The 19778-nt window shown below is 73.5% G+C and carries 17 protein-coding genes; 10 read left to right on the forward strand and 7 right to left on the reverse strand.

Going from position 1 to position 19778, the window contains the following annotated elements; translation table 11 throughout:
• Positions 1 to 130: 130 nt before the first annotated feature.
• On the reverse strand, positions 131 to 1606 hold the full coding sequence (locus ACH4S8_RS15670; RefSeq protein ID WP_398394043.1) for an ATP-binding protein: 1476 nt from the start codon (positions 1604 to 1606) through the stop codon (positions 131 to 133).
• Positions 1599 to 2276: a response regulator transcription factor gene (locus tag ACH4S8_RS15675; RefSeq protein ID WP_398394045.1), complete on the reverse strand. Its 678-nt coding sequence runs from the start codon at positions 2274 to 2276 to the stop codon at positions 1599 to 1601. The genes ACH4S8_RS15670 and ACH4S8_RS15675 overlap by 8 nt, the downstream gene beginning before the upstream one ends.
• A 150-nt stretch (positions 2277 to 2426) precedes the next feature.
• On the opposite strand from ACH4S8_RS15675, the gene ACH4S8_RS15680 reads away from it, so the two are divergent.
• Positions 2427 to 3014, forward strand: a complete 588-nt coding sequence (locus tag ACH4S8_RS15680; RefSeq protein WP_398394047.1) for a hypothetical protein — start codon at positions 2427 to 2429, stop codon at positions 3012 to 3014.
• 69 nt (positions 3015 to 3083) lie between these two features.
• On the opposite strand, the gene ACH4S8_RS15685 is transcribed toward ACH4S8_RS15680, so the two are convergent.
• Positions 3084 to 4055, reverse strand: coding sequence for a M56 family metallopeptidase (locus ACH4S8_RS15685; protein WP_398394049.1), 972 nt, complete (start codon positions 4053 to 4055; stop codon positions 3084 to 3086).
• 4 nt (positions 4056 to 4059) lie between these two features.
• Positions 4060 to 4488 (reverse strand): BlaI/MecI/CopY family transcriptional regulator, encoded by a 429-nt coding sequence (locus ACH4S8_RS15690; protein ID WP_398394051.1) that lies wholly within the window; start codon positions 4486 to 4488, stop codon positions 4060 to 4062.
• 141 nt (positions 4489 to 4629) lie between these two features.
• Between ACH4S8_RS15690 and ACH4S8_RS15695 the strand changes: the two genes are divergently transcribed.
• The 4 genes from ACH4S8_RS15695 to ACH4S8_RS15710 all read left to right on the forward strand — a co-directional run bounded on the left by ACH4S8_RS15695 (position 4630) and on the right by ACH4S8_RS15710 (position 8540).
• Positions 4630 to 6015, forward strand: coding sequence for a glycosyltransferase (locus ACH4S8_RS15695; RefSeq protein WP_398394053.1), 1386 nt, complete (start codon positions 4630 to 4632; stop codon positions 6013 to 6015).
• On the forward strand, positions 6012 to 6812 hold the full coding sequence (locus ACH4S8_RS15700; protein WP_398394055.1) for a polysaccharide deacetylase family protein: 801 nt from the start codon (positions 6012 to 6014) through the stop codon (positions 6810 to 6812). Before ACH4S8_RS15695 ends, ACH4S8_RS15700 begins: the two co-directional genes overlap by 4 nt.
• An 85-nt stretch (positions 6813 to 6897) precedes the next feature.
• Positions 6898 to 7710: an AIM24 family protein gene (locus tag ACH4S8_RS15705; RefSeq protein WP_398394057.1), complete on the forward strand. Its 813-nt coding sequence runs from the start codon at positions 6898 to 6900 to the stop codon at positions 7708 to 7710.
• Between the two features lie 221 nt (positions 7711 to 7931).
• Positions 7932 to 8540 carry a dihydrofolate reductase family protein gene (locus ACH4S8_RS15710; protein WP_398394059.1) on the forward strand — a complete coding sequence of 203 codons (609 nt, stop codon included), beginning with the start codon at positions 7932 to 7934 and terminating at the stop codon, positions 8538 to 8540.
• Between the two features lie 89 nt (positions 8541 to 8629).
• On the opposite strand, the gene ACH4S8_RS15715 is transcribed toward ACH4S8_RS15710, so the two are convergent.
• Positions 8630 to 10258: a protease pro-enzyme activation domain-containing protein gene (locus ACH4S8_RS15715; RefSeq protein ID WP_398394061.1), complete on the reverse strand. Its 1629-nt coding sequence runs from the start codon at positions 10256 to 10258 to the stop codon at positions 8630 to 8632.
• A gap of 121 nt (positions 10259 to 10379) precedes the next feature.
• Entirely contained in the window at positions 10380 to 13295 is a 2916-nt protein-coding gene (locus ACH4S8_RS15720; RefSeq protein ID WP_398394063.1) for an AAA family ATPase, read from the reverse strand.
• Between the two features lie 461 nt (positions 13296 to 13756).
• On the opposite strand from ACH4S8_RS15720, the gene ACH4S8_RS15725 reads away from it, so the two are divergent.
• The 4 genes from ACH4S8_RS15725 to ACH4S8_RS15740 all read left to right on the forward strand — a co-directional run bounded on the left by ACH4S8_RS15725 (position 13757) and on the right by ACH4S8_RS15740 (position 17740).
• Positions 13757 to 15031, forward strand: coding sequence for a sensor histidine kinase (locus tag ACH4S8_RS15725; protein ID WP_398394065.1), 1275 nt, complete (start codon positions 13757 to 13759; stop codon positions 15029 to 15031).
• A 294-nt stretch (positions 15032 to 15325) separates the two neighbouring features.
• Entirely contained in the window at positions 15326 to 15997 is a 672-nt protein-coding gene (locus ACH4S8_RS15730; protein WP_398394067.1) for a response regulator, read from the forward strand.
• A gap of 44 nt (positions 15998 to 16041) precedes the next feature.
• Entirely contained in the window at positions 16042 to 17217 is a 1176-nt protein-coding gene (locus ACH4S8_RS15735) for a cytochrome P450 (RefSeq protein WP_398394069.1), read from the forward strand.
• A 31-nt stretch (positions 17218 to 17248) separates the two neighbouring features.
• Entirely contained in the window at positions 17249 to 17740 is a 492-nt protein-coding gene (locus tag ACH4S8_RS15740; protein WP_398394071.1) for a hypothetical protein, read from the forward strand.
• Positions 17741 to 17855: 115 nt separating this feature from the next.
• On the opposite strand, the gene ACH4S8_RS15745 is transcribed toward ACH4S8_RS15740, so the two are convergent.
• Positions 17856 to 18869 carry a Gfo/Idh/MocA family oxidoreductase gene (locus ACH4S8_RS15745; protein ID WP_398394073.1) on the reverse strand — a complete coding sequence of 338 codons (1014 nt, stop codon included), beginning with the start codon at positions 18867 to 18869 and terminating at the stop codon, positions 17856 to 17858.
• A 116-nt stretch (positions 18870 to 18985) separates the two neighbouring features.
• On the opposite strand from ACH4S8_RS15745, the gene ACH4S8_RS15750 reads away from it, so the two are divergent.
• Complete coding sequence (locus ACH4S8_RS15750; protein ID WP_398394129.1) at positions 18986 to 19735, forward strand: GntR family transcriptional regulator; 750 nt, start codon at positions 18986 to 18988, stop codon at positions 19733 to 19735.
• Positions 19736 to 19778 lie beyond the last annotated feature (43 nt).

Genomic DNA, 19778 nt, shown 5'->3' on the forward strand with positions numbered 1-19778 from the left:
TCCCACCAGGCCGGCGGACCGGGGAGCAAGGGGTTTTCGGACGACGCCCCCACAGCCGGGCAGGGCGGGCTTCGCAGTCGCAGCCCGAGCCGGAAGCCGCCCCGGGCCCGTTCGGTGGTGCCGCCCGACCTCAGTCCCGGGTGCCCGTGCCGAGGCGGGTGCGGAAGGTGGTGCCGTCCGGGGTGTCGAGGACGGTGATCGTGCCGCCGTGGAGGGCGGCGATGTCCAGGGCTATGGGCAGGCCGAGGCCGGTGCCGCCGTCGTCGCGGCTGCGGGCGTCGTCGAGGCGGGCGAACCGTTCGAAGATCTTCTCCCGGTCGGAGGGGGCGATCGGGGAGCCGTCGTTGGTGACGTCCAGGACGGCGTCACCGGTCTCCGGGTCCGCCGACAGTCGTACGGCGACGGTGTGCCGGGCGTGGCGCTGGGCGTTGTCGAGGAGGTTGGTCAGCAGCCGGCCGAGCCACAGGGCGTTGCCGGGGACGGTGATGTCGTCCGGTGCGTGGAGGGCGACCGGGTGCGGGTCGGTGGAACGGACCGCCACGGTGGTGCGGGCGAGTTCGGCGAGGTCGACGGGTTCGGTGGGCCGGCTCTGTCCGGTGGCGTCGAGGCGGGCGAGCAGCAGCAGGTCGGCGGAGAGTGCCTGGAGCCGCTCGGTGTCCTGGAGGGCGCCGGCCACCAGGGTGTCGCGCACCTGCGGATCGGGGTGGGTGAGGGCGACCTCCAGCTGGGTGCGCAGTACCGCCAGGGGGCTGCGCAGTTCGTGCGAGGCGTCGGCGATGAACCGGCGCTGCCGCGCACCCGCGGCCTCCAGCCGTTCGAGCATGGCGTTCATGGTGTCGGCGAGGCGGGCGATCTCGTCGTCGCTGCGCGGGGCGGGGACCCGGCGGTCCAGGCCGCGGTCGCCGATGGCGGCGACCTCGGCGCGGATGGCCTCGACCGGCCTCAGCGCGCGGCCGGTCGTGCGCCAGGTCAGGACGCCGACGGTGGAGATCAGCAGGGCGCTGAGGGCGGCGAGGGCCGCGCCGGTGATGTCCTCGGCGGCGTCGGCGGTGCGCAGCGAGGCCCCGACGTGGATGGTGACCCGACCGCTGGGGCTGGTCGTGGTGACCGTGGTGACGCGTTGGTGGTGTTCCTTGCCGAGGACGTCGAGGTTGTACGTCCGGTGGCCGTTGTCGGTGCCGGTGGGGGTGAGGGCGGGCCGGCCGGTGAGGTTCTGGCTCTGCGCGACGACCTTTCCGTCGGCGTCGACGACCTGGATGAAGTCGGTTCCCGGCCCGAGCGCCAGCGGTTCGGGCAGGCGGCCGGCCGCGGCGAGCCGGGCGACGTCCTTCGCCTGCGCGCGGCCCCCGGTCTCCACGGTGCGTTCGAGGTTGCCGCGCAGCAGCAGCAGGACGACGGCCGACGTCGCGAGCAGGACGACGGCCACGCTCGCGCACGCGGCGAGGGTGGTGCGGGTACGGACCGAGCGCGGCGCCAGCCGGCGGATCAGCGCGGCCGCCCGGGGGTGACCGGTGAGGCGGTGCAGCACCGTACGGACCCGGCGGCGCGTTGCTGCGACGATCCCGGGGTGCCTCGGTCCTCGGGTGGTGGGATCCGTCTCAGCCACCGTCGGCCGCCAGCCGGTATCCGGCGCCTCGGACGGTCTGGACCGCGGCCCGTCCGAACGGTGTGTCGATCTTGCGTCGCAGGGCGCTGACATGGACCTCGACGGTGTTGGGGTCGCTGTCGGCGCCGCTGTCCCAGACCTCGTCCAGGATCTCGCGCTTGGAGACGGCCTCCCCGGCCCGCCGGGCGAGGTGGTCCAGCACGGCGAACTCGCGCGGCGTGAGCGGAACGGACACGCCGCCGCGGGCGCAGGTGCGGGCGGCGGAGTCGATCACCAGGTCGCCCAGCACGGTGCGCCTCGGGGCCCGGCTGCCGATCCGGCGGGCCAGTGCCCGCAGGCGGGCGACGAGCACCACGAAGGAGAACGGTTTGGACAGGTAGTCGTCGGCGCCGGTGTCCAGCGCCTCGGCCTCGTCCCACTCGCCGTCCTTCGCGGTGAGCATGAGGATGCCGACGTCGCTGCCGGTGGCCCGCAGCCGCTGGCACACCCGGTAGCCGTTGAGGCCGGGCAGCATGATGTCGAGCACGACCACGTCGTACGCGCGCTCGGTGGCCTTGGCGAGCCCGGACAGGCCGTCGTGGGCGACGTCCACGCTGAAGCCCTCGGCGCTCAGCCCGTGCCGAAGCGCCAGGGCCAGTCGGCGCTCGTCCTCCACCACCAGTACACGCATGCCCCCAGGGTGGCAGGTCACCGGGCGGGGCATGCGCCAAGCTGAAGGCGCCTTCAGGTCTTCAGGAAGTCTTCAGCACCCTCCGGCGATGCTGTGCCCGGACGACCGGGCACAGGGCCCGGACCTTTCCGGGAGATCGGGGTGGGCGCAGTGAGCGAATCCATGGGCGCGGGGGAACCGCAGGAACCGCTGGACGAGGACGGTCCGGACACGACGGAGACGAAGCCGGCCGGCGGGCGCCGGCTGCGCGGCCGCGGAGCGCGCTGGGCCGTGGCCGGCGCGGCGGCCGTTGTGGTGATCGGCGGCGGCGTCGCCGCGGCGGCGATCCACCATCACGAGGAGGACGGCCGCGGCGAGCGCAAGATGGTGTCCGCCGAGGGACCGGGATGGCGCGGCGGGTTCCGGGCGGAGTCCGAGGGCCGTGACGGGCACGACGGCCCGAAGGAGTTCGACGGCCGGATCCGGGGCGGCGAGCGCGGCTCGTTCGGCGAGGACGGCCGTGAGCTGTCGGTCGGCGAGGCCCCGGCCCCGCTGCCCTCGCTCTCCGCGGCGGACGCCGTGGACAAGGCCGCCGCCGCGGTCAAGGACGGCAAGGTCGAGTCGCTGGCGCCGGTCACGGAGCAGGGCGGCGGCCGGGCCTGGCGGATCGTGGTCGTCGGCCCCGACGGGGTACGGCACGCGGTGACCGTCGACGGCACCGGCGGCACGGTGACCGGCAACACCGTCCTGAACGGCTGAGCCGGAGCCCCCGAGCGGCGCGGCCCCGGCCGCGCCGCGCAGGAACGAGGGGGCCTTGGTCCGAGGGAGCTACGGCCTGCCGTCGTGACAGACGCAGTGCGGCCCGGCCGGGTGCGGTGCGACGGCCTGGCACTGGGCGCGTTGCGCGTCGTCGAGCAGGTCGTCGCTGTCGGCCGCGGCGTTGGCCAGGCCGGCACAGCAGAGGAGCAGCAGCAGCGCTCCGGCGGCGATGGGCAGCATCCGGCGCGGCGGGGGCGGTGCCAGCAGGGCGCGTACCCGCTGAGGTACGGCACCGCCGGTGGCGGCGAGTGCCCCGGTGCTGCCCGACGGGCGGGCCGCGGTCGCGAGGGCCGCGTGTCCGACCGCCCGGGCCACCACGGCGCGGTCGCCGACACGGGCCGCGGCGTCCTCGTCGGCCCAGCGTTCCAGAGCGAAGCCGCCGGCGGCGGCGAGGGGCCGCAGCAACGGGTTGGCGGCGGCCGTGAGGTGCCACAGGGTCTGGAAGTGGTGGTGGCGGTGGAGCAGGTGGGCCCTCTCGTGGGCCAGCAGGGCCTCGCGTTCGTCGGGGGCGAGGCACTGGAGCATGCCGCGCGAGACGACGATCCGGCCGGGCGATCCGGGAAGGGCGAAGGCCTGCGGTCTGTCGTCGTCGATGACGGACAGCTCGCTGTCACCGGTCAGCGCGGCGCATTCGCGCCGTGCCCACAGGATCTGGCGGGTGCGCCGTACGGCCGCGCGGCCCAGGGAGACGAGCTGGGCCGTCAGGACGAGGGCGCTGACCACCGCGACCGTGAGGTGGACCGGATCCTCGGCCCGCAGCGTGGGCACGGACCAGCGTCCGGCCTCCGCCACCTCGGGGATCTGGGCGACGGCGGTGAACGCGAGCAGCGCCATCGAGCCCATCCAGCCGACCGTCGTCACCGACGCGGCGCAGGCCAGTGCCCGGACGGCGGGGCGCGGGGGGAGCAGGCGGGCCACCGGGGGCGCGAGCACGGTCAGAACGGCGGTGACGACGAGCGGAACGTACACGCTGATCAGCACCGGTTCACTTCCCGCCGTCGATGTCGCCCCGGCGGCCCTGGTGCCCCTCGTGCGAGGACAGCAGTTCGTGCAGCAACCGCTCGTCCTGATCGGACAGTTCGGATACGAAACGGCTCAGCACCGCCTCGCGGTCGGAGCCCTCGTCCAGCAGTGACCGCATGCGCCGCGCCGTGTGCGAGGCCTCGTCGCGAACCGCCGCGTAGGCGTATCCGCGGCCCTCGGGCCGCCGGACGAGCATGCCCTTGTCGTACAGCCGGGACAGGGTCGTCAGGACGGTCGTGTAGGCCAGTCCGGCCGGCAGCCGCTGAAGCACCTGACGGGCGGTCAAGGGGTGGTCGGCCGACCAGAGAGCGGCGAGCACGGAGCCCTCGAGTTCGCCGCGGGCGCGCCTGCCGGTCGTACCGGAGGCTCCCTCGCTCCTGGGTTCCTTCACCGTTCGCCCTTCCGACGCCGTGCCTTCGGGCAAGGCTACCCCGGTGACCTACTACTAGTTGTAGGAGGTATGCTCCGGTCTCGATCTCGGCCTACTACATCTTGTAGTTGCTCGGTCTCCCACCTACGCAGAGGACAGCCCATGGCCAACGGCGGACGAGCGCACCTGACACCGGCAAGCGTGGGGCTGCCCCCTGGACGGGGCCCGGCGGCACACCCGGACCGCGTCGCGATCGTCTCGGCGAGTGTCGGCGCCGGCCACGACGGCGCCGCCGCCGAACTCCAGCGCCGCCTGACGGCGGAGGGGATCGCCGTCGACCGGTACGACCTGCTCGACCTCCTGCCCGCTCGTCTCGGCCGGACCGCCAGGGACGCCTACCACCTGATGCTCGACCGCGCCCCCTGGCTCTACCAGCGGATCTACTCCGCCACCGAGCGCGCCGGAGGCGGTGGCCGCGGCGCGCGTGCCCTGCTGAGGTCCGCCGAGAACCGTGTCCTGAAGGCCCTGCACCCGGGGACCGGCGCCGTCGTGTCGACCTACCCGGGTGCCAGCCGCGTCCTGGGGAACCTCCGGCTCGACGGACGGCTCGGCATCCCCGTACTCACCTATCTCACCGACTTCTCGGTGCACCCCTTGTGGGTGGCGGACGGCGTGGACGTCCATCTCGCCGCCCACGCCGTACCCGCCGCGCAGGCGCGGGCCGCGGGGGCCGAGGACGTCCGCGTCTGCGGACCGGTGGCCGACCCCCGCTTCCGCCCCTGCGACCCGCGGGAGCGTCTCCTCGCGCGGGAGCGGTTCGGGCTTCCCGCCACCGCCCCGCTCGCGCTCCTGGTGGCCGGATCGTGGGGAGTCGGCCCCGTGCGGCAGGTCGCCCGGGAACTGCGCGACTGCGGCGCCGTCGTCCCGGTCGTCGTGTGCGGCCGCAACCAGGCGCTGGCGGCGCGGTTGCGCGCCGACGGGATCGAGCACGTCCACGGCTGGGTCGACGACATGCCCGCCCTGATGCACGCGGCCGACGTCCTCGTGCAGAACGCGGGCGGACTCACCACGCTCGAAGCGTTCTCCGCGGGGCTGCCCGTGGCCAGTTACGGCTGCATACCCGGTCATGGCCTGACCAACGCCGACGCCCTCGACGAGGCCGGTGCGGCGGTCTGGATCCGCGACCGGGCCCAACTCAAGGACATCCTGAACGACTTGGTCAACGGTCCGCTCGGACTGCGCCAACGCGCCGCGGGACGCGCGCTGTTCGCGGACTCACCGGACCGCGGCCCGGCGGCGGAGACCCTCCGCGTGCTGCGCTCCCGGCGGTTGCCCGTGCCGCCGCAGCCCACCGGACGGCGACGCCTCCGGGCCCGACGGCTGGCCGCCACGGCCACCGTGGCCTGCGCGGTGTGGGCATGCGCCGTCGCCACCGGGGTCGCCACCAGCTACGAGGGCCCCACGCTGGTGCACACGCTGAGCCGGCACCTCGACCTGGACCTCGTCTCCAGCGTTTCCGGTCACGGTCCGGAAGGACATCACTCATGACGCGATCCCTCATGACGCGACCGCTTGGGACGGCGTCCCTGCTCACGGCCGTCGCCGCGGCCGTGCCGGCCGCCCTGGCCGCCGCACACTGCGCACCGGTCGTCTCCACGTTCGGGCCCCTGCGCAACCGTGTGATGCCCCGTCTCGCCGGCAAGGGCCGCGCGGATCACGTGGCCCTCACCTTCGACGACGGCCCCGACCCCAAGTCCACGCCCTCGTTCCTGAGTCTCCTCGCCACGAGGCGCGTACAGGCCACCTTCTTCCTGCTCGGCAGTCAGGCGCACCGCTCACCCGGCCTGGTCCGTGAGATCACGGCGGCGGGCCACGAGATCGCCGTGCACGGCTGGGCGCACCGCCCGCTGCTGCTGCGCGGCCCGCGCGCGACCCACACCGACCTGGCCCGCGCGCGCGACACCGTCGCCGAGATCACGGGCAGGGCGCCCACCCTCTTCCGGCCCCCGTACGGCGTCATGTCCGGCTCGGCCCACCTGGCCGCCCGCCGCCTCGGACTCACCCCGGTCCTCTGGACCTGCTGGGGCGAGGACTGGACCGCCAGGGCCACCCCGGAATCGGTCCACCGCACCGTCGTCACCGACCTGTACGGCGGAGGCACCGTGCTGCTCCACGACTCGGACTGCACCTCCGCGCCGGGCGCGTGGCGCTCCGCCCTGGGTGCCCTTCCGCGCATTCTCGACACGTGCGAGGAACGCGGGTACGAGGTCGGTCCGCTCCGCGACCACGAATTCCCGCCTCCCCGTCCGGCCGCCAGGGTCCGGCGGGCCGCCCCGGTCGGGTAGCGGACCGGCCGGGGGTGTGAGGAACGCGGCCGTCCCTCACACTTTCGGCCGGAACTCTTCCCTCCGTCTCCCGCGTTCTTCCGGTGTGACTCTTCAGCAAGAAATCGTCGGCAACGCCATGCAGATGGCGGTCGTCAACCTGCGCCTCGGCCAGACCGTGTACTGCGAAGCGGGAAAGTTCCTGTTCAAGACGACCAACGTGACCATGGAGACGCGCCTCTCCGGGCCGTCGGGCGGTGGTGGCGGGCAGCCGGGCGGCGGAGGCGGCATGGGCGGCATGCTGCGCCAGGCCGTGGGCACCGCCATGCAGGCGGGCCAGCGTGCCCTCGCGGGCGAATCGCTGGCGTTCCAGTACTTCACGTCGACGGGCGGTGAGGGCACCGTCGGCTTCGCGGGCGTGCTGCCCGGTGAGATGCGCGCCCTGGAGCTCGACGGCACACGCGCGTGGTTCGCCGAGAAGGACGCCTTCGTCGCGGCGGAGTCGACCGTGCAGTTCGGCATCGCCTTCCAGGGCGGCCGGACCGGGCGCAGCGGAGGCGAGGGATTCGTCCTGGAGAAGTTCACCGGCCACGGCACGGTGATCATCGCCGGCGCGGGGAACTTCATCGACCTGAACCCGGCCGACTTCGGCGGCCGCATCGAGGTCGACACGGGCTGTGTGGTCGCCTTCGAGGAGGGGATCCATTACGGCGTCCAGCGCATCGGCGGCCTCAACCGGCAGGGGCTGATGAACGCGGTCTTCGGCGGCGAGGGCCTGTCGCTGGCCACCCTGGAGGGCAACGGACGGGTGATCCTCCAGTCCCTCACCATCGAGAGCCTCGCCAACGCCCTGAGAAAGGCCCAGGGCGGCGACAAGCAGGGCCCGACGGGCGGCCTGTTCTCGACCCACGCGGGGTGAGCCGCCGGTCGGCCGGGCGCGGTCCGGCCGGACCGGGGAGGCCGTGACCGGCGCGTGGCGTGTCCTGGGCGGTGTGAGGAGTCCGGCGGGCGTGGGGTGCGCCGGGCGCGGGCCCGTGGACGGATCGCGGGGGGACCGTGTCGCGGGACCGATGAGTTGCGGGCGCCGGTGGGGTCTGCCCTGATGTCAGCAGACCCCACCGCAAGGAAGCAGGCACCCTCATGGGCAAGCTCACCCTCACCGCTTTCGTCACGCTCGACGGAGTCCACCAGGCGCCGGGCGGTCCCGAGGAGGACCGGAGCGGCGGCTTCGAGCACGGCGGCTGGAGCGTCCCCTACGGCGACGACGACTTCGGCCGCTTCGTCGTCGACAACTTCTCCCGCGTGGAAGCCTTCCTGCTGGGCAGGCACACGTACGAGATCTTCGCGGGCTACTGGCCGAAGATGACGGACCCGGCCGACCCGATCGCCTCCAAGCTGAACGCACTGCCCAAGTACGTCGCCTCCTCGACCCTCACGGAGCCCGCCTGGGAGGGCACCACCGTGATCAGCGGTGACCTCGGCAAGGAGGTCGCCGCGCTGAAGGACCGCACCGAGGGCGAGCTCCAGATCCACGGCAGTGCCCTGCTCGCCCAGTCCCTGTTCGCGCTCGACCTGATCGACACGCTGCACCTGATGACCTTCCCCGTCGTGCTCGGCACGGGCCGCCGTCTCTTCGCCGAGGGCACCCTGCCCACCGCGTTCCGGCGCACCGGCGGCACGGTCACCGGCGCGGGCGTCGCCGTCAACACGTACGAGCGCGAAGGCCGCCCCACGTACGGCAGTTACTAGCGGCACCGGCGCGGTGCCCGCAGACGTGCGGCGCGGGCGGGGAATGATCCCGGCCCGCGCCGCGCCGGCCGGTCCCCGGCCGCCGGAGGTCAGCCGAGCAGCTTGCTCGCCAGGGTCGCGGCGTTGTACGAGCCCCATCCGCTGGTGAAGTCCCAGCCGGTGGCGGCGGAGTAGGCGCCGTTGCTGCCGCTGGTGACGTCGTGGAAGCCGGTGCCGCTCGCCGTGTAGAGGGCGGGGTTGGCGAAGCCGAGGTTCGCCTTGCCCGCCGCCGCGGCCTGCTGGTTGTACAGCGCGGCGAACGCGGCCCATTCGGGCGCGGCGGCGCTGGTGCCGCCGACCGAGGTCCAGGAACCCTTCGAGTAGACCGAGACGCCGGGGCTCGGGTTGGCGTGGGCCGAGACGTCCGGCACCTGGCGGAAGCCGCCGCCGGCGCTCTTCTGCACCGCGGTCTGCCAGCTGGGGATCTTGAAGACGGAGGACTTTCCGCCGCCGCCTCCGGACCAGGCCACCTCCTTGCTCCAGGTGTTGGACGAGGTGACGGTCAGCTTGGTGCCGCCGACGCCGGTGACGTAGGGGTCGCTGGCCGGGTAGTCGACGGCGGTGGTGCCGTTGCCCGCGTCGTCGGAGCCGTCGTCGCCGGAGGCCGCGTAGAAGCCGAGGCCCTGGGCGGCGCCCGCCTTGAAGACGGCGTCCACGGCGTTGATGTTGGACGTGGTGCGCGCGCTCTCGGCGGCGCCCCAGCTGATCGAGGTGGTCGGGATCCCGCTGTCGACGATGGCCTGGTAGGTGTCGACCTCGCCGGCGTCGGAGTTGGGCCCCTCGAAGACCGTGACGTTCGCCTTGGGGGCGATCGCGTGCAGCACCTCGATGTCCAGCTCGACCTCGACCTGTCCGTCGCCGAGCGCGCCCGAGCCGCCGTCCACCTTCTGCACCGTCGGAGTGGGCGAGCCCAGGCCGTAGTTGGTGTCGTACTTGGTGATGTTGGACTGCTGGAAGCCGTCGAACTCGATCAGCGCGATCTTCTGGCCGCTGCCGGTGTACGTACCCGAGACGTTGTAGCCGCCCTTGAGCTGGGCCGGGGTGTACCCGCCGCCCGGGCCGTTGTGGGGGGTCACGGTGGAGGGCGCCTGGTGGTGCAGCTGGGCCCGGTTGTTGAGTCCGGCCACGTCGCTGACGAGGGAGGCGACGGTGGCCGGCAGGGTCGGCGCCGCGTCGTTGGCGTAGAACGAGCGCCCCGAAGCGGCGTCCTTCCAGGTCGACAGCCTGGTGCCGAAAGCCTTCTCCAACTGGGCTGCGGTGCCGTCGGCGTCGACCAGCAGGTTCCCCGAGTGGACGGCGGTGACGGTGAGCCCCTGCGCACGCAGATAGTCCTTGAGCCGCTCGACCTCGGCATCGGTCCGGCCGAAGCGGGCCGCGAACTGATGCTTCGTCAGGTAGTGGCCGTAGGAACTCGACCGGGGGTCGCTGACCTTGGCGACGAAGGTGTCGAGTGCCTTCGCGTTTCTGGGAGTCAGGCTGATCGCCACCGATATCCGCTTCCCGGCGGCGACGTTGCCGGTACGGGTCGCGTTCCTGTTCAGGCCCTTCAGGACATCTCCGGTGACGGCGGCGCGGGTCGGGTGCGGTTCGGGGGCGCCCGCGGCGTGGGCGGCGGGGACGGCGGCGGCGAGCAGGGCCGGCGCGGCGACCAGGCCGACCAGTTTCAGACGTGACTTCACTGAGGTCCTCCGGAGAGTGGGGGGTGGTGTCCCGAAGCGGAACTGCTTCAACGTAGGAACATCAGCCCCGCCCGCATAAGCGGGGGAACCCTTGCTTCACGTGTTAACTACTGATGTCACGTCAACGGCGTGTGTCGAGCGCACGGGGAATCCGAAGGCCGGGACCGCCCGGCTGACTGAACGTCATGGCCTGCTCCGGCGGCCTCATTTGACCGTCCTCCGCGGAATCCACCGCCGCCCCCGACGCGATGACCGCGGCCGCCATCGCATGCGCGAGCGCGGTGCGTGAGCGGACCCCGAACTTGCGGTAGACCCGCGACAGGGCGCCTTCCACCGTCTTCACGCTGATGAACAGCTCGGCCGCGACTTCCCTGTTGGTGGCCCCGCCGCCGACCAGTCCGGCGATCCTGGCTTCCGTGGGGGTGAGTTCGGGCCCTTCCGCGCCCGCCTCACCTCTCCGGTCTCCGCTCTCCAGCCGCGTCAGCTCGTCCCTGGCCCGCGCCGCGAGCGGAGCGGCGCCGATGCGGGTGGCGGTCTCCAGCGCCTCGCCGAGGGCCGTCCGCGCCGCGTTCCTGCGGCGCCCGCGACGTTCGACCGCGCCGAGCGCGATCAGGGTGCGCACCAGCTCCACGGGCAGCGGAAGCCCACGCAGGAGGTCCACGGCGGCACGCAGCCGTACCGCCCCCTCCTTCGCCCGGCCGAGCCCCGCCTCGCGCAGCCCCTCCGCGCGTTCGAGAGCCGCCAGGACGCTCCCGGGCGCATCGCCGGACACCCGCGCGCGGGCCTCGCCGATCACGGCCCCGGCCGCGTCGGACTCGCCCAGGACGACCAGGGCTTCGGCCAGGTCGCCGTACCAGCGCAGCAGCGGCGGGTCGGCGGCGGACATGGCCTCGCCGAGTTCCTTGACGCGTTGCAGCGCCTCGACCGCGGCGGCCGCTCCCTGCGGGTCGCCGACGAGCAGCCGGGCCTGTCCGAGCACCGCCAGCGCGCGCAGCAGGAACAGCCGGTCGCCGTCCGCCTCCGAGGCCCGTACCGCCTGTTCGGCCAGGCGCCGGGCCTCGTCGGCGGTGCCGCCCGCGGTGGCCGCGAGCGCCGCCGCGTACAGCGTCGGAGCCGCCTGTACGCCCGTCTCGGCCAAGGCGCTCGAGCAGCGGGCGGCGGTCCGCAACGCCTCACGGCAGAGCCCGGCGCGCACCTGGATACGGGTCAGCGCCACCAGCGTCGCCATGACCTCCTCGACCCCGGCGAACTCGCCGATGTCCGCGAGGAGTCCGGTGACCTGCTCCCGGGCCTCGGTCACCTTGTCGGAGTCCAGGGCGAGGATCGCCCGCATCCGGATCAGCCCCCAGCTCTCCGGGCCGGCGTCGGCGCCGCCGACCAGGGCGAGTGCCTCCTCGAGCGCGGCGTCGGCGGCGGCCGGCTCCCCGGCCAGGGACCGTACCCGGGCGAGGGTCGCGAGTGCTCCGATCCGGGTGTCCGTGTCTCCTGCCAGGGCCGCCTGCCGGGCGGCGCTCCCGGCGAACCGGGCCGCGTCCTCGAGCTCCCCGCACAGCAGGCCCCGCAGCGCCGCCCAGTGGTGCAGCCATGCCTGCGCCTCCGGATCGCCGGCGGCGTCCCTGAGGCCCTCCTCGATCAGGTCGTGGGTGCCCTCCAGCGCCTGCCCGGCATTGCGCAGGAGGATCAGCCGGGCCCGCACCCGCTGCCGTGCGGAACCCGATGTGCCGAGGACGGTCCCGGCCACCTGGCCGGCCTCCTCCAGCCGGCCGGCGTCGCAGGCGTACTCGGCCGCGGCCAGCAGCCGTTCGCCGCGGTCCTCGGGGTGGTCGCCCGGAGTGCGCCGGGCGGCGAACCCGGCCAGTTCGAAGGCCGCGTCGGGTGCGCCGTGGCGGCGTGCGTGCGCGGCGGCGGACATCAGCGCGCGGGCGACGGTCTCGTCCTCGTGCGGATGGGCGAGGGCGAGGTGGCGGGCCCGTTCCACGGGTTCGGTGACCGCACGGGCCAGCAGGGCGTGCGCCTCCCGGCGGCTGTGCGCCGGGGCGTCGGCGCGGACGGCGGCCCGGAGCATCGGGTGCCGGAAACGTACGGTCCCCTCGGCATCGACCGCCGCGACACCGAGCCCGTCCGCCTCCGCGAGGTCCGCGGCGGGGTCGTGGAGCCCGGCGGCCCGCAGCAGGGTGAGGCTGGGACGGGCGGCGGTGCTCGCGACGAGGAGGGTGCGCCGTGCCGTCTCCGGCAGCGTCCGTACCTGGTCCAGCAGCAGGGCGCGCAGCCTTCGGGGCACGGGCAGCGCCTGGCCGGAGCCGTCGGGTGCTCCCTCGCGCAGCGCCTCCCGCGCCACCTCCGACGCGTACCAGGGGTTCCCGGCGGCCGCGTCCTGAACGGCCCGCAGCAGTGCCGGTGGCACGCCCGGCCCGAAGCCGGTGCGCACGAGGTGGGCCACCTCGCTGTCCGTGAGCGGGGGCACAGGAAGAGCGACGGTGCCCGGTGGGCAGCAGCGCAGCCGTTCGGGCTGCTCGCCGTCGGCCACCCGCTCGGTGGCCACGACCCGTACGCCGACGTCCTCGATGCGGCGTGCGGCGAAGGCGAGCACCTCGGCGCTGGGCTCGTCGAGCCACTGGAGGCCGTCGACGACCAGCAGAACGGGGCCGGCGGCGGCCAGGGTCCGCAGCACTTCGAGGACGGCGACGCGAACCGCGAGACGGCTCCTGTCGTCGGCCGGCTCGCTGCCGCGCAGCAGTGCCGCCCGCAGTGCCGTCCGGGGCACGGGCGCCAGGGTCTCCAGGCAGCTCTCCGGTACACGTGCGAACAGGTCGATGAGGCCGACGAAGGGGAGCTTGACGTCCTCCTGCGCGGGCGAGCAGGAGAGCACCGTACCGGCCGGCCGGCCGTGCTCGGCCGAGGACGCCATGAGGGCCGCCACGAGCGTGGACTTGCCGATTCCCGGGGGACCGTGGAGGAGCACCCCGGGACGGGCCGTCAACTCGGCCCGCGCGGTGTCGAGCAGCTCGTCGCGCCCGGTCAAAGACCGTACTTCCACGGCAGCCGCCCACCCTTTGCCCCGCGGGTGCCTCCGGCGGCCCTCGTGCGTTCCGCACCCGTGCACGGGCTGCGACGGGCGCCGTGGGCGGAGCCGTCGGCTCGGTGGGCGCGGGGGACCCCGGGGCATCGCGGCAGCATATGTTCATGACAACCTTCGCGGATTCGGCTTGTCAATGACCTCCGTCACGCCGCCTGTTCGCCGGGGCCCGCTTCCTGGACCGGATCCAGGTGGTCCTGAGCGAGGGCGAAAGAGGCGGACACCTCCGGCACGGGCCTCATGGGACGGTCCTCGCCTCGGGGACCCCCTTCACGTACGGGGGCGCTGAGCGGAACCGGGTCCGGCTGGAGGTACGGGGCCTCGCGCCCCGGTCCGACGAAAGTCTGAACCGAGGCGACTTTGGTCGACGACCGGGCCCGTGGAGAGGTGACCGCGGGTCCGGCTGCGTAGATTTGTCGAACGTGAGTGGTGACGAACCGGCGCCCGTGCCGCGTGACGTTCCGGCGCCGGCCCTGCCCGCGCGGCGCTGGCTGCTGCCGTCGGCCGTGGCCGCGGACCTCGATCCCGACGCCGAGCGCGCGGGGTCCTCCGGGCGGCCCCGGCGCACCCTGCGCGACTGGTTCGTCGACTTCGGCTGCTTCCTGCTGGCCGTCGTCATCGGTCTCGCCGCCGCGAACACCGTCACCGACGACCCCGGAATCCCGTACGGCCTCGCCGTCGCCGACCAGGTGATCGGCGGGCTCGCCTGCGCGGCGGTCTGGCTGCGTCGGCGGTGGCCCCTGGGACTGGCCGTCGCCATGATCCCGGTCGGGCTGATCTCCAACACCGCGGGCGGTGCGGGTCTCGTCGCCCTCTTCACCCTCGCCGTGCACCGGCCCTTCCGGTACGTGGCCGCGGTCGCCGGCGTCCAGCTCGCGCTGCTCCCGGCGTTCTTCTGGCTGCGGCCCGACCCCGAGCTGCCGTATCCCGCCGCCCTCGCCGTCACCGCGCTGCTCACCTCCGCGGTGGTCGGCTGGGGCATGTTCGTACGGTCCAAACGCCAGCTCGTGCTGAGCCTGCGGGACCGCGCGCGGCGGGCGGAGACCGAGGCGGCGCTGCGGGCCGAGCAGGCGCAGCGGCTCGCCCGGGAGGCGATCGCGCGCGAGATGCACGACGTGCTCGCGCACCGGCTCACCCTGCTGAGCGTGCACGCCGGAGCACTGGAATTCCGGCCCGACGCCCCTCGGGAAGAGGTCGCCCGGGCCGCGGGGGTGATCCGCGAGAGCGCGCACGAGGCACTGCAGGACCTGCGCGAGATCATCGGGGTGCTGCGGACCGGGGACTCCGACGAGACCGGGCGACCGCAGCCGACGCTCGCGGCGCTCGACGGGCTGGTCGCCGAGTCGCGCTCCGCCGGTGCGAAGGTCGTCCTCGACAACCGTGTCCTCGACCTGGCCGCCGTGCCCGCGTCCGTGGGCCGCACCGCGTACCGCATCGCCCAGGAGGGGCTGACGAACGCGCGCAAGCACGCGCCGGGTGCGGAGGTGACGGTGACGGTACGGGGCGCCGCCGGCGACGGCCTGACCGTGACCGTCGCCAATCCGGCGCCGCCGGGGCCGGTGCCGAAGGTGCCCGGATCCGGGCAGGGGCTGATCGGGCTGACGGAGCGGGCGACGCTGGCCGGAGGGCGGCTGGAGCACGGGGTGCCGGAGGGTGGGGGGTTCCGGGTTCGGGCTTGGTTGCCTTGGGGGCCGTGAAGGATCGCTCGCGCTGGCGTCACCGGTTTCGGGTGGGTGGGTGGGTGGGTGGGTCGGGGCCGTGCCGGTGCATCAGCCCGTCGCCGTTGGATGAGGCGTGGCCGTCGGTGGCGACGGGCATCGATGTACCGGCACGGCCCCTTCCGCGCGTACCCGGCTGCGGGTGCGTCGTGGCCGGCGTGAGTTTCAGCCCCTCCGGCGTTTGAGGAGCGGGGTCTGGGGCGGAGCCCCAGGTTCGGGTCGGGTAGGGGCGGAGGGGGCGATGAAGGTCTGGGGAGATGGTTGGGTGGGGGCATGACGGTGATTCGGCTGGTGCTCGTCGACGACGATCCGTTGGTGCGGGCGGGGCTGGCTCTCATGCTGGGCGGTGCCGAGGACGTCGAGATCGTCGGTGAGGCCGCCGACGGCGGTGAGGTGGAGGAACTCGTCGATCGCGTTCGGCCCGACGTCGTACTGATGGACATCAGGATGCCGGGCGTCGACGGACTGACCGCCACCGAGCGGCTGCGCGGGCGGGAGAAGGCGCCGCACGTCGTGGTCCTGACGACCTTTCACGCCGATGAGCAGGTGCTGCGGGCGCTGCGCGCGGGCGCGGCCGGGTTCGTCCTCAAGGACACACCGCCCGCGGAGATCCTGGCGGCGGTACGCCGGGTCGCGGCCGGGGAGCCGGTGCTGTCGCCCGCCGTCACGCGCCGGTTGATGGAACACGCCGCGAGTTCCGCCCTCGACCTCCGCCGGTCGGGCGCGCGTTCCCGGATGGCCGTCCTGAACGAGCGCGAGCGCGAGGTCGCCGTCGAGGTCGGCCGGGGCAGCTCGAACGCGCAGATCGCCGCCGGACTGTTCATGAGCGTCGCCACGGTCAAGACCCATGTCTCCCGCATCCTCGCCAAGCTCGGCCTCAACAACCGTGTGCAGATCGCGTTGCTGGCGTACGACGCCGGATTGCTGGAGGTGGACGGGCACTGACCGGGGTTCTCGCGCGTTGAGCGGTGGGACGGGAGGGAGAAATCGTGATCGACCTGAGGGAGTACGGAGCGCGGTTCACCGAGGACCCGCATCCGGCCTACGCCGAGTTACGCGCGCTCGGTCCGGTGCACCGGGTGAGACTGCCACCGCCGGACGAGGGGCATGAGACCTGGCTCGTCGTGGGGTACGAGGAGGCGCGGGCCGCGCTCGCCGACCCGCGGCTGGCCAAGAACGCGAACACGGCGGGGTTCGCCTTCTACGAAGAGGAACTGATCGGCGAGCACATGCTTCTCGCCGACCCGCCGCAGCACACCCGCCTTCGGACCCTGATCGCGGGCGAGTTCACCGGCCGGCGGGTCGCGGCACTGCGTCCGCGGATCCAGGAGATCACCGACGAACTGCTCGACGAGATGCTTCCGCGCGGGCGGGCCGACCTCGTCGAATCCTTCGCCTATCCGCTCCCGCTCACCGTCATCTGCGAGCTGCTCGGCGTGCCCGAGCCGGACCGGGCGGCCTTCCGCGCGCTGTCCACGGAGACGGTCGCTCCCACCAGCGCCGAGAGCGAGCAGAAGGCCTTCGTCGAACTGGCTGCCTATCTGGGTGATCTGATCGAGGACAAGCGGTGCGCGGGTCCCACCGACGACCTGCTCAGCGGTCTCATCCGCACCACCGCCGAGGACGGTGACCGGCTCTCCGCGCGGGAGTTGCGCGGCATGGCGTTCCTGCTCCTCGTCGCCGGACACGAGACGACGGTCAACCTCATCACCGGCGCCGTCCGGTCCCTGCTCGGTCATCCCGCCCAACTCGCCGCTCTGCGGGCCGACATGACGCTGCTCGACGGCACCATCGAGGAAACCCTGCGGCATGACGGGCCGGTGGAGAACGCGACCTTCCGCTATGCCGCCGAGCCGCTCGACATCGGCGGCACGGCGATCGCGGCAGGGGAAGAGGTGATGATCTGCCTCAGCGCGGCCGACCGCGACGACGTGCGCTATCCGGAGCCCGACCGCTTCGACCTGCGGCGCGAGCCCCGCGGGCATCTCGCCTTCGGGCACGGCATCCATTACTGTCTGGGCGCGCCGCTGGCCCGGCTCGAAGCCCACGTGGCCCTCCGCTCCCTGCTGGAGCGGTGTCCGGACCTGGCGCTCGACGGACCGCCGAGCGGCTGGCTGCCCGGCATGCTGATGCGAGGTGTGCGCCGTATGCCGGTGCGCTGGTGAGCGGCCCGGTGCCGCGTGAGGAGTGAGGGCCGTGCTGCGTACGGCGGAGATCACCGCGGAGCTGACCGGCCTGGACGACCGGCACCAGCTCTACTGGCGCTCCCGGCTGGAGTTCAGCCTCGACTGCTTCGTCTGCGAGCGGACCGGGCGGACGACGGTGTTCGAGCGCGGGGCCGAGCAGGCCCTGTGCTCCGGCAGCCGCAGCGGGTTCAAGAGCCACCGCACCGCCGCCAGGATCGCGGGGTTCGACACGACGAGCGGCCGGGAGCGGCTCGCCGTCCGGGCCCTGGTCGACTTCTGGTGGGCGCCCTTCACCGACACCCGGGACGGCAGGAAGGCCGCCGCGCCCACCAGCCACCCCTGGGTGCGGCTGCACCTCGCCTACCACTGCCCGGAGGCGAAGGAGTCGGGCACCGCCGGTCTCCAGACCAACCTGGTGCGACCGCACCGTCTGACGTGCAAGCACTGTGACCAGCCGCTCGGTGTGGACCGCGAGGCTCCCGCCGTCCGGCTCCTGGGATGAGGGACCGGCCGCCGCGCGGCCGTGCCCTCGGGCGCGGTGCGTGCCCCTGCTCGGTGCCGGCCGTATCCGTCTCGCCGGTGCCGGTGAGACGGATACGGCCGGTGACCGGTGTCTCTCAGAGCCTGGCGCCCGGGATCTCCGCCGGTGAGACCGGGCGGCGCTCGCGCCGGGACAGCTCGCAGGCCTCGGCGATGCGCAGCGCCTCCAGCGCCTCGCGGCCGTCACAGGGGTTGGCGCGCTCGCCGCGGACCACCTCGACGAACGCGGCGAGCTCCGCCTCGTACGCGGGGCCGAAGCGTTCCAGGAAGCCCGTCCACGGCTTGTCCGCGGGCGGCGGACCGGCCGGTTCGGTCGAGGCGATCGGCGTACGGTCGTCCAGACCGACGGCGATCTGGTCCAGCTCGCCGGAGAGCTCCATGCGGACGTCGTAGCCCGCGCCGTTCATCCGGGTCGCCGTCGCCGTGGCGAGCATGCCGTCGTCGAAGGTGAGGACGGCCGCGCCGGTGTCGATGTCGTTCGCCCCGCGGAACATCGCGGGCCCGGCGTCGGAGCCGGCCGCGTACACCTGGACGACCTCGCGGCCGCTGACCCAGCGCAGCATGTCGAAGTCGTGGATCAGGCAGTCGCGGTAGAGCCCGCCGGAGAGCGGGAGGTAGTCGGCCGGGGGCGGCGACTGGTCCGACGTCATCGCGCGTACGGTGTGCAGCCGGCCGAGCCGGCCCGAGCGCACCGCCTCGCGGGCGGCCGTGTAGCCCACGTCGAAGCGGCGCTGGAACCCCATCTGCAGAACCGTTCCGGCGGCGTCGACCTCGGCGAGTGCGGCCAGCGTGCCCGCGAGGTCGAGGGCTATGGGCTTCTCGCAGAACACCGGGAGCCCGGAGCGCGCCGCCCGGCCGATCAGTTCGGCGTGGGCCGAGGTCGCGGCGGTGATGACCACCGCGTCCACGCCCCAGGTGAAGATCTCGTTCACCGTGGGCGCGGCCGTCGCGCCCAGCCGGTCCGCCAGCCGCTGAGCCCGTCCGGGATCCGCGTCCGTGACGATGAGGGAGCCGCCGACCTCACGGTGACGGCTGAGAGTGGCCGCATGAAATGTGCCGATACGGCCTGCTCCGATGAGTCCGATGCGCATGGGAACAAACTGGGGGGCGACCCGACACGCTGTCAATGGTTTGTCCGGACAACCGAACTTCACAACTTCCCGTCAACATCTCCCGGAGCTACGCTCGAGCCGTGGCCAAACCAGATGTGGATCCGACCGTGTCGCTCCAGCTCGGCGTCGACCGCACCAGTCCGGTCCCGCTGTACTTCCAGCTGGCGCAGCAGCTGGAGGCCGCCATCGAGCACGGGGCGCTGACCCCGGGCAGCCTGCTCGGCAACGAGATCGAGCTCGCCGGGCGCCTCGGCCTGTCCCGCCCCACGGTCCGCCAGGCCATCCAGTCCCTCGTCGACAAGGGGCTGCTCGTGCGGCGCAGGGGCGTCGGCACCCAGGTCGTGCACAGCCAGGTCAAGCGCCCCCTGGAACTCAGCAGCCTCTACGACGACCTGGAATCGGCCGGCCAGCGCCCCGCGACCCAGGTGGTCCTCAACATCGTCGAACCGGCGTCCACCGAGGTCGCGGCCGCCCTCGGAGTGGCCGAGGGCAGCGAGGTCCACCGTGTCGAACGCCTGCGTCTCGCGCACGGTGAGCCGATGGCGTACCTCTGCAACTTCCTGCCCCCCAAGCTGATGGAGCTCGACAGCGACCGGATGGAGGCCACCGGTCTGTACCGGCTGATGCGCGGCGCCGGCATCACCCTCCACAGCGCCCGCCAGTCCGTCGGCGCCCGTGCGGCCAGCCCGGACGAGGGCGAGCGGCTCGGCGAGCCGGCCGGGGCCCCCGTGCTCACCATGCAGCGCACCACGTTCGACGACACCGGCCGTGCCGTCGAGTTCGGCTCCCACATCTACCGCGCCTCGCGCTACTCCTTCGAGTTCCAGCTGCTCGTACGGTCCTGAGGAAACGGTCCCGGGGAAAGGATTTCCGTGGCCGGAGAGAGCA

The organism is Streptomyces sp. NPDC021080 (assembly GCF_044333225.1).
In the GTDB taxonomy this organism is placed as follows: Bacteria; Actinomycetota; Actinomycetes; order Streptomycetales; family Streptomycetaceae; genus Streptomyces.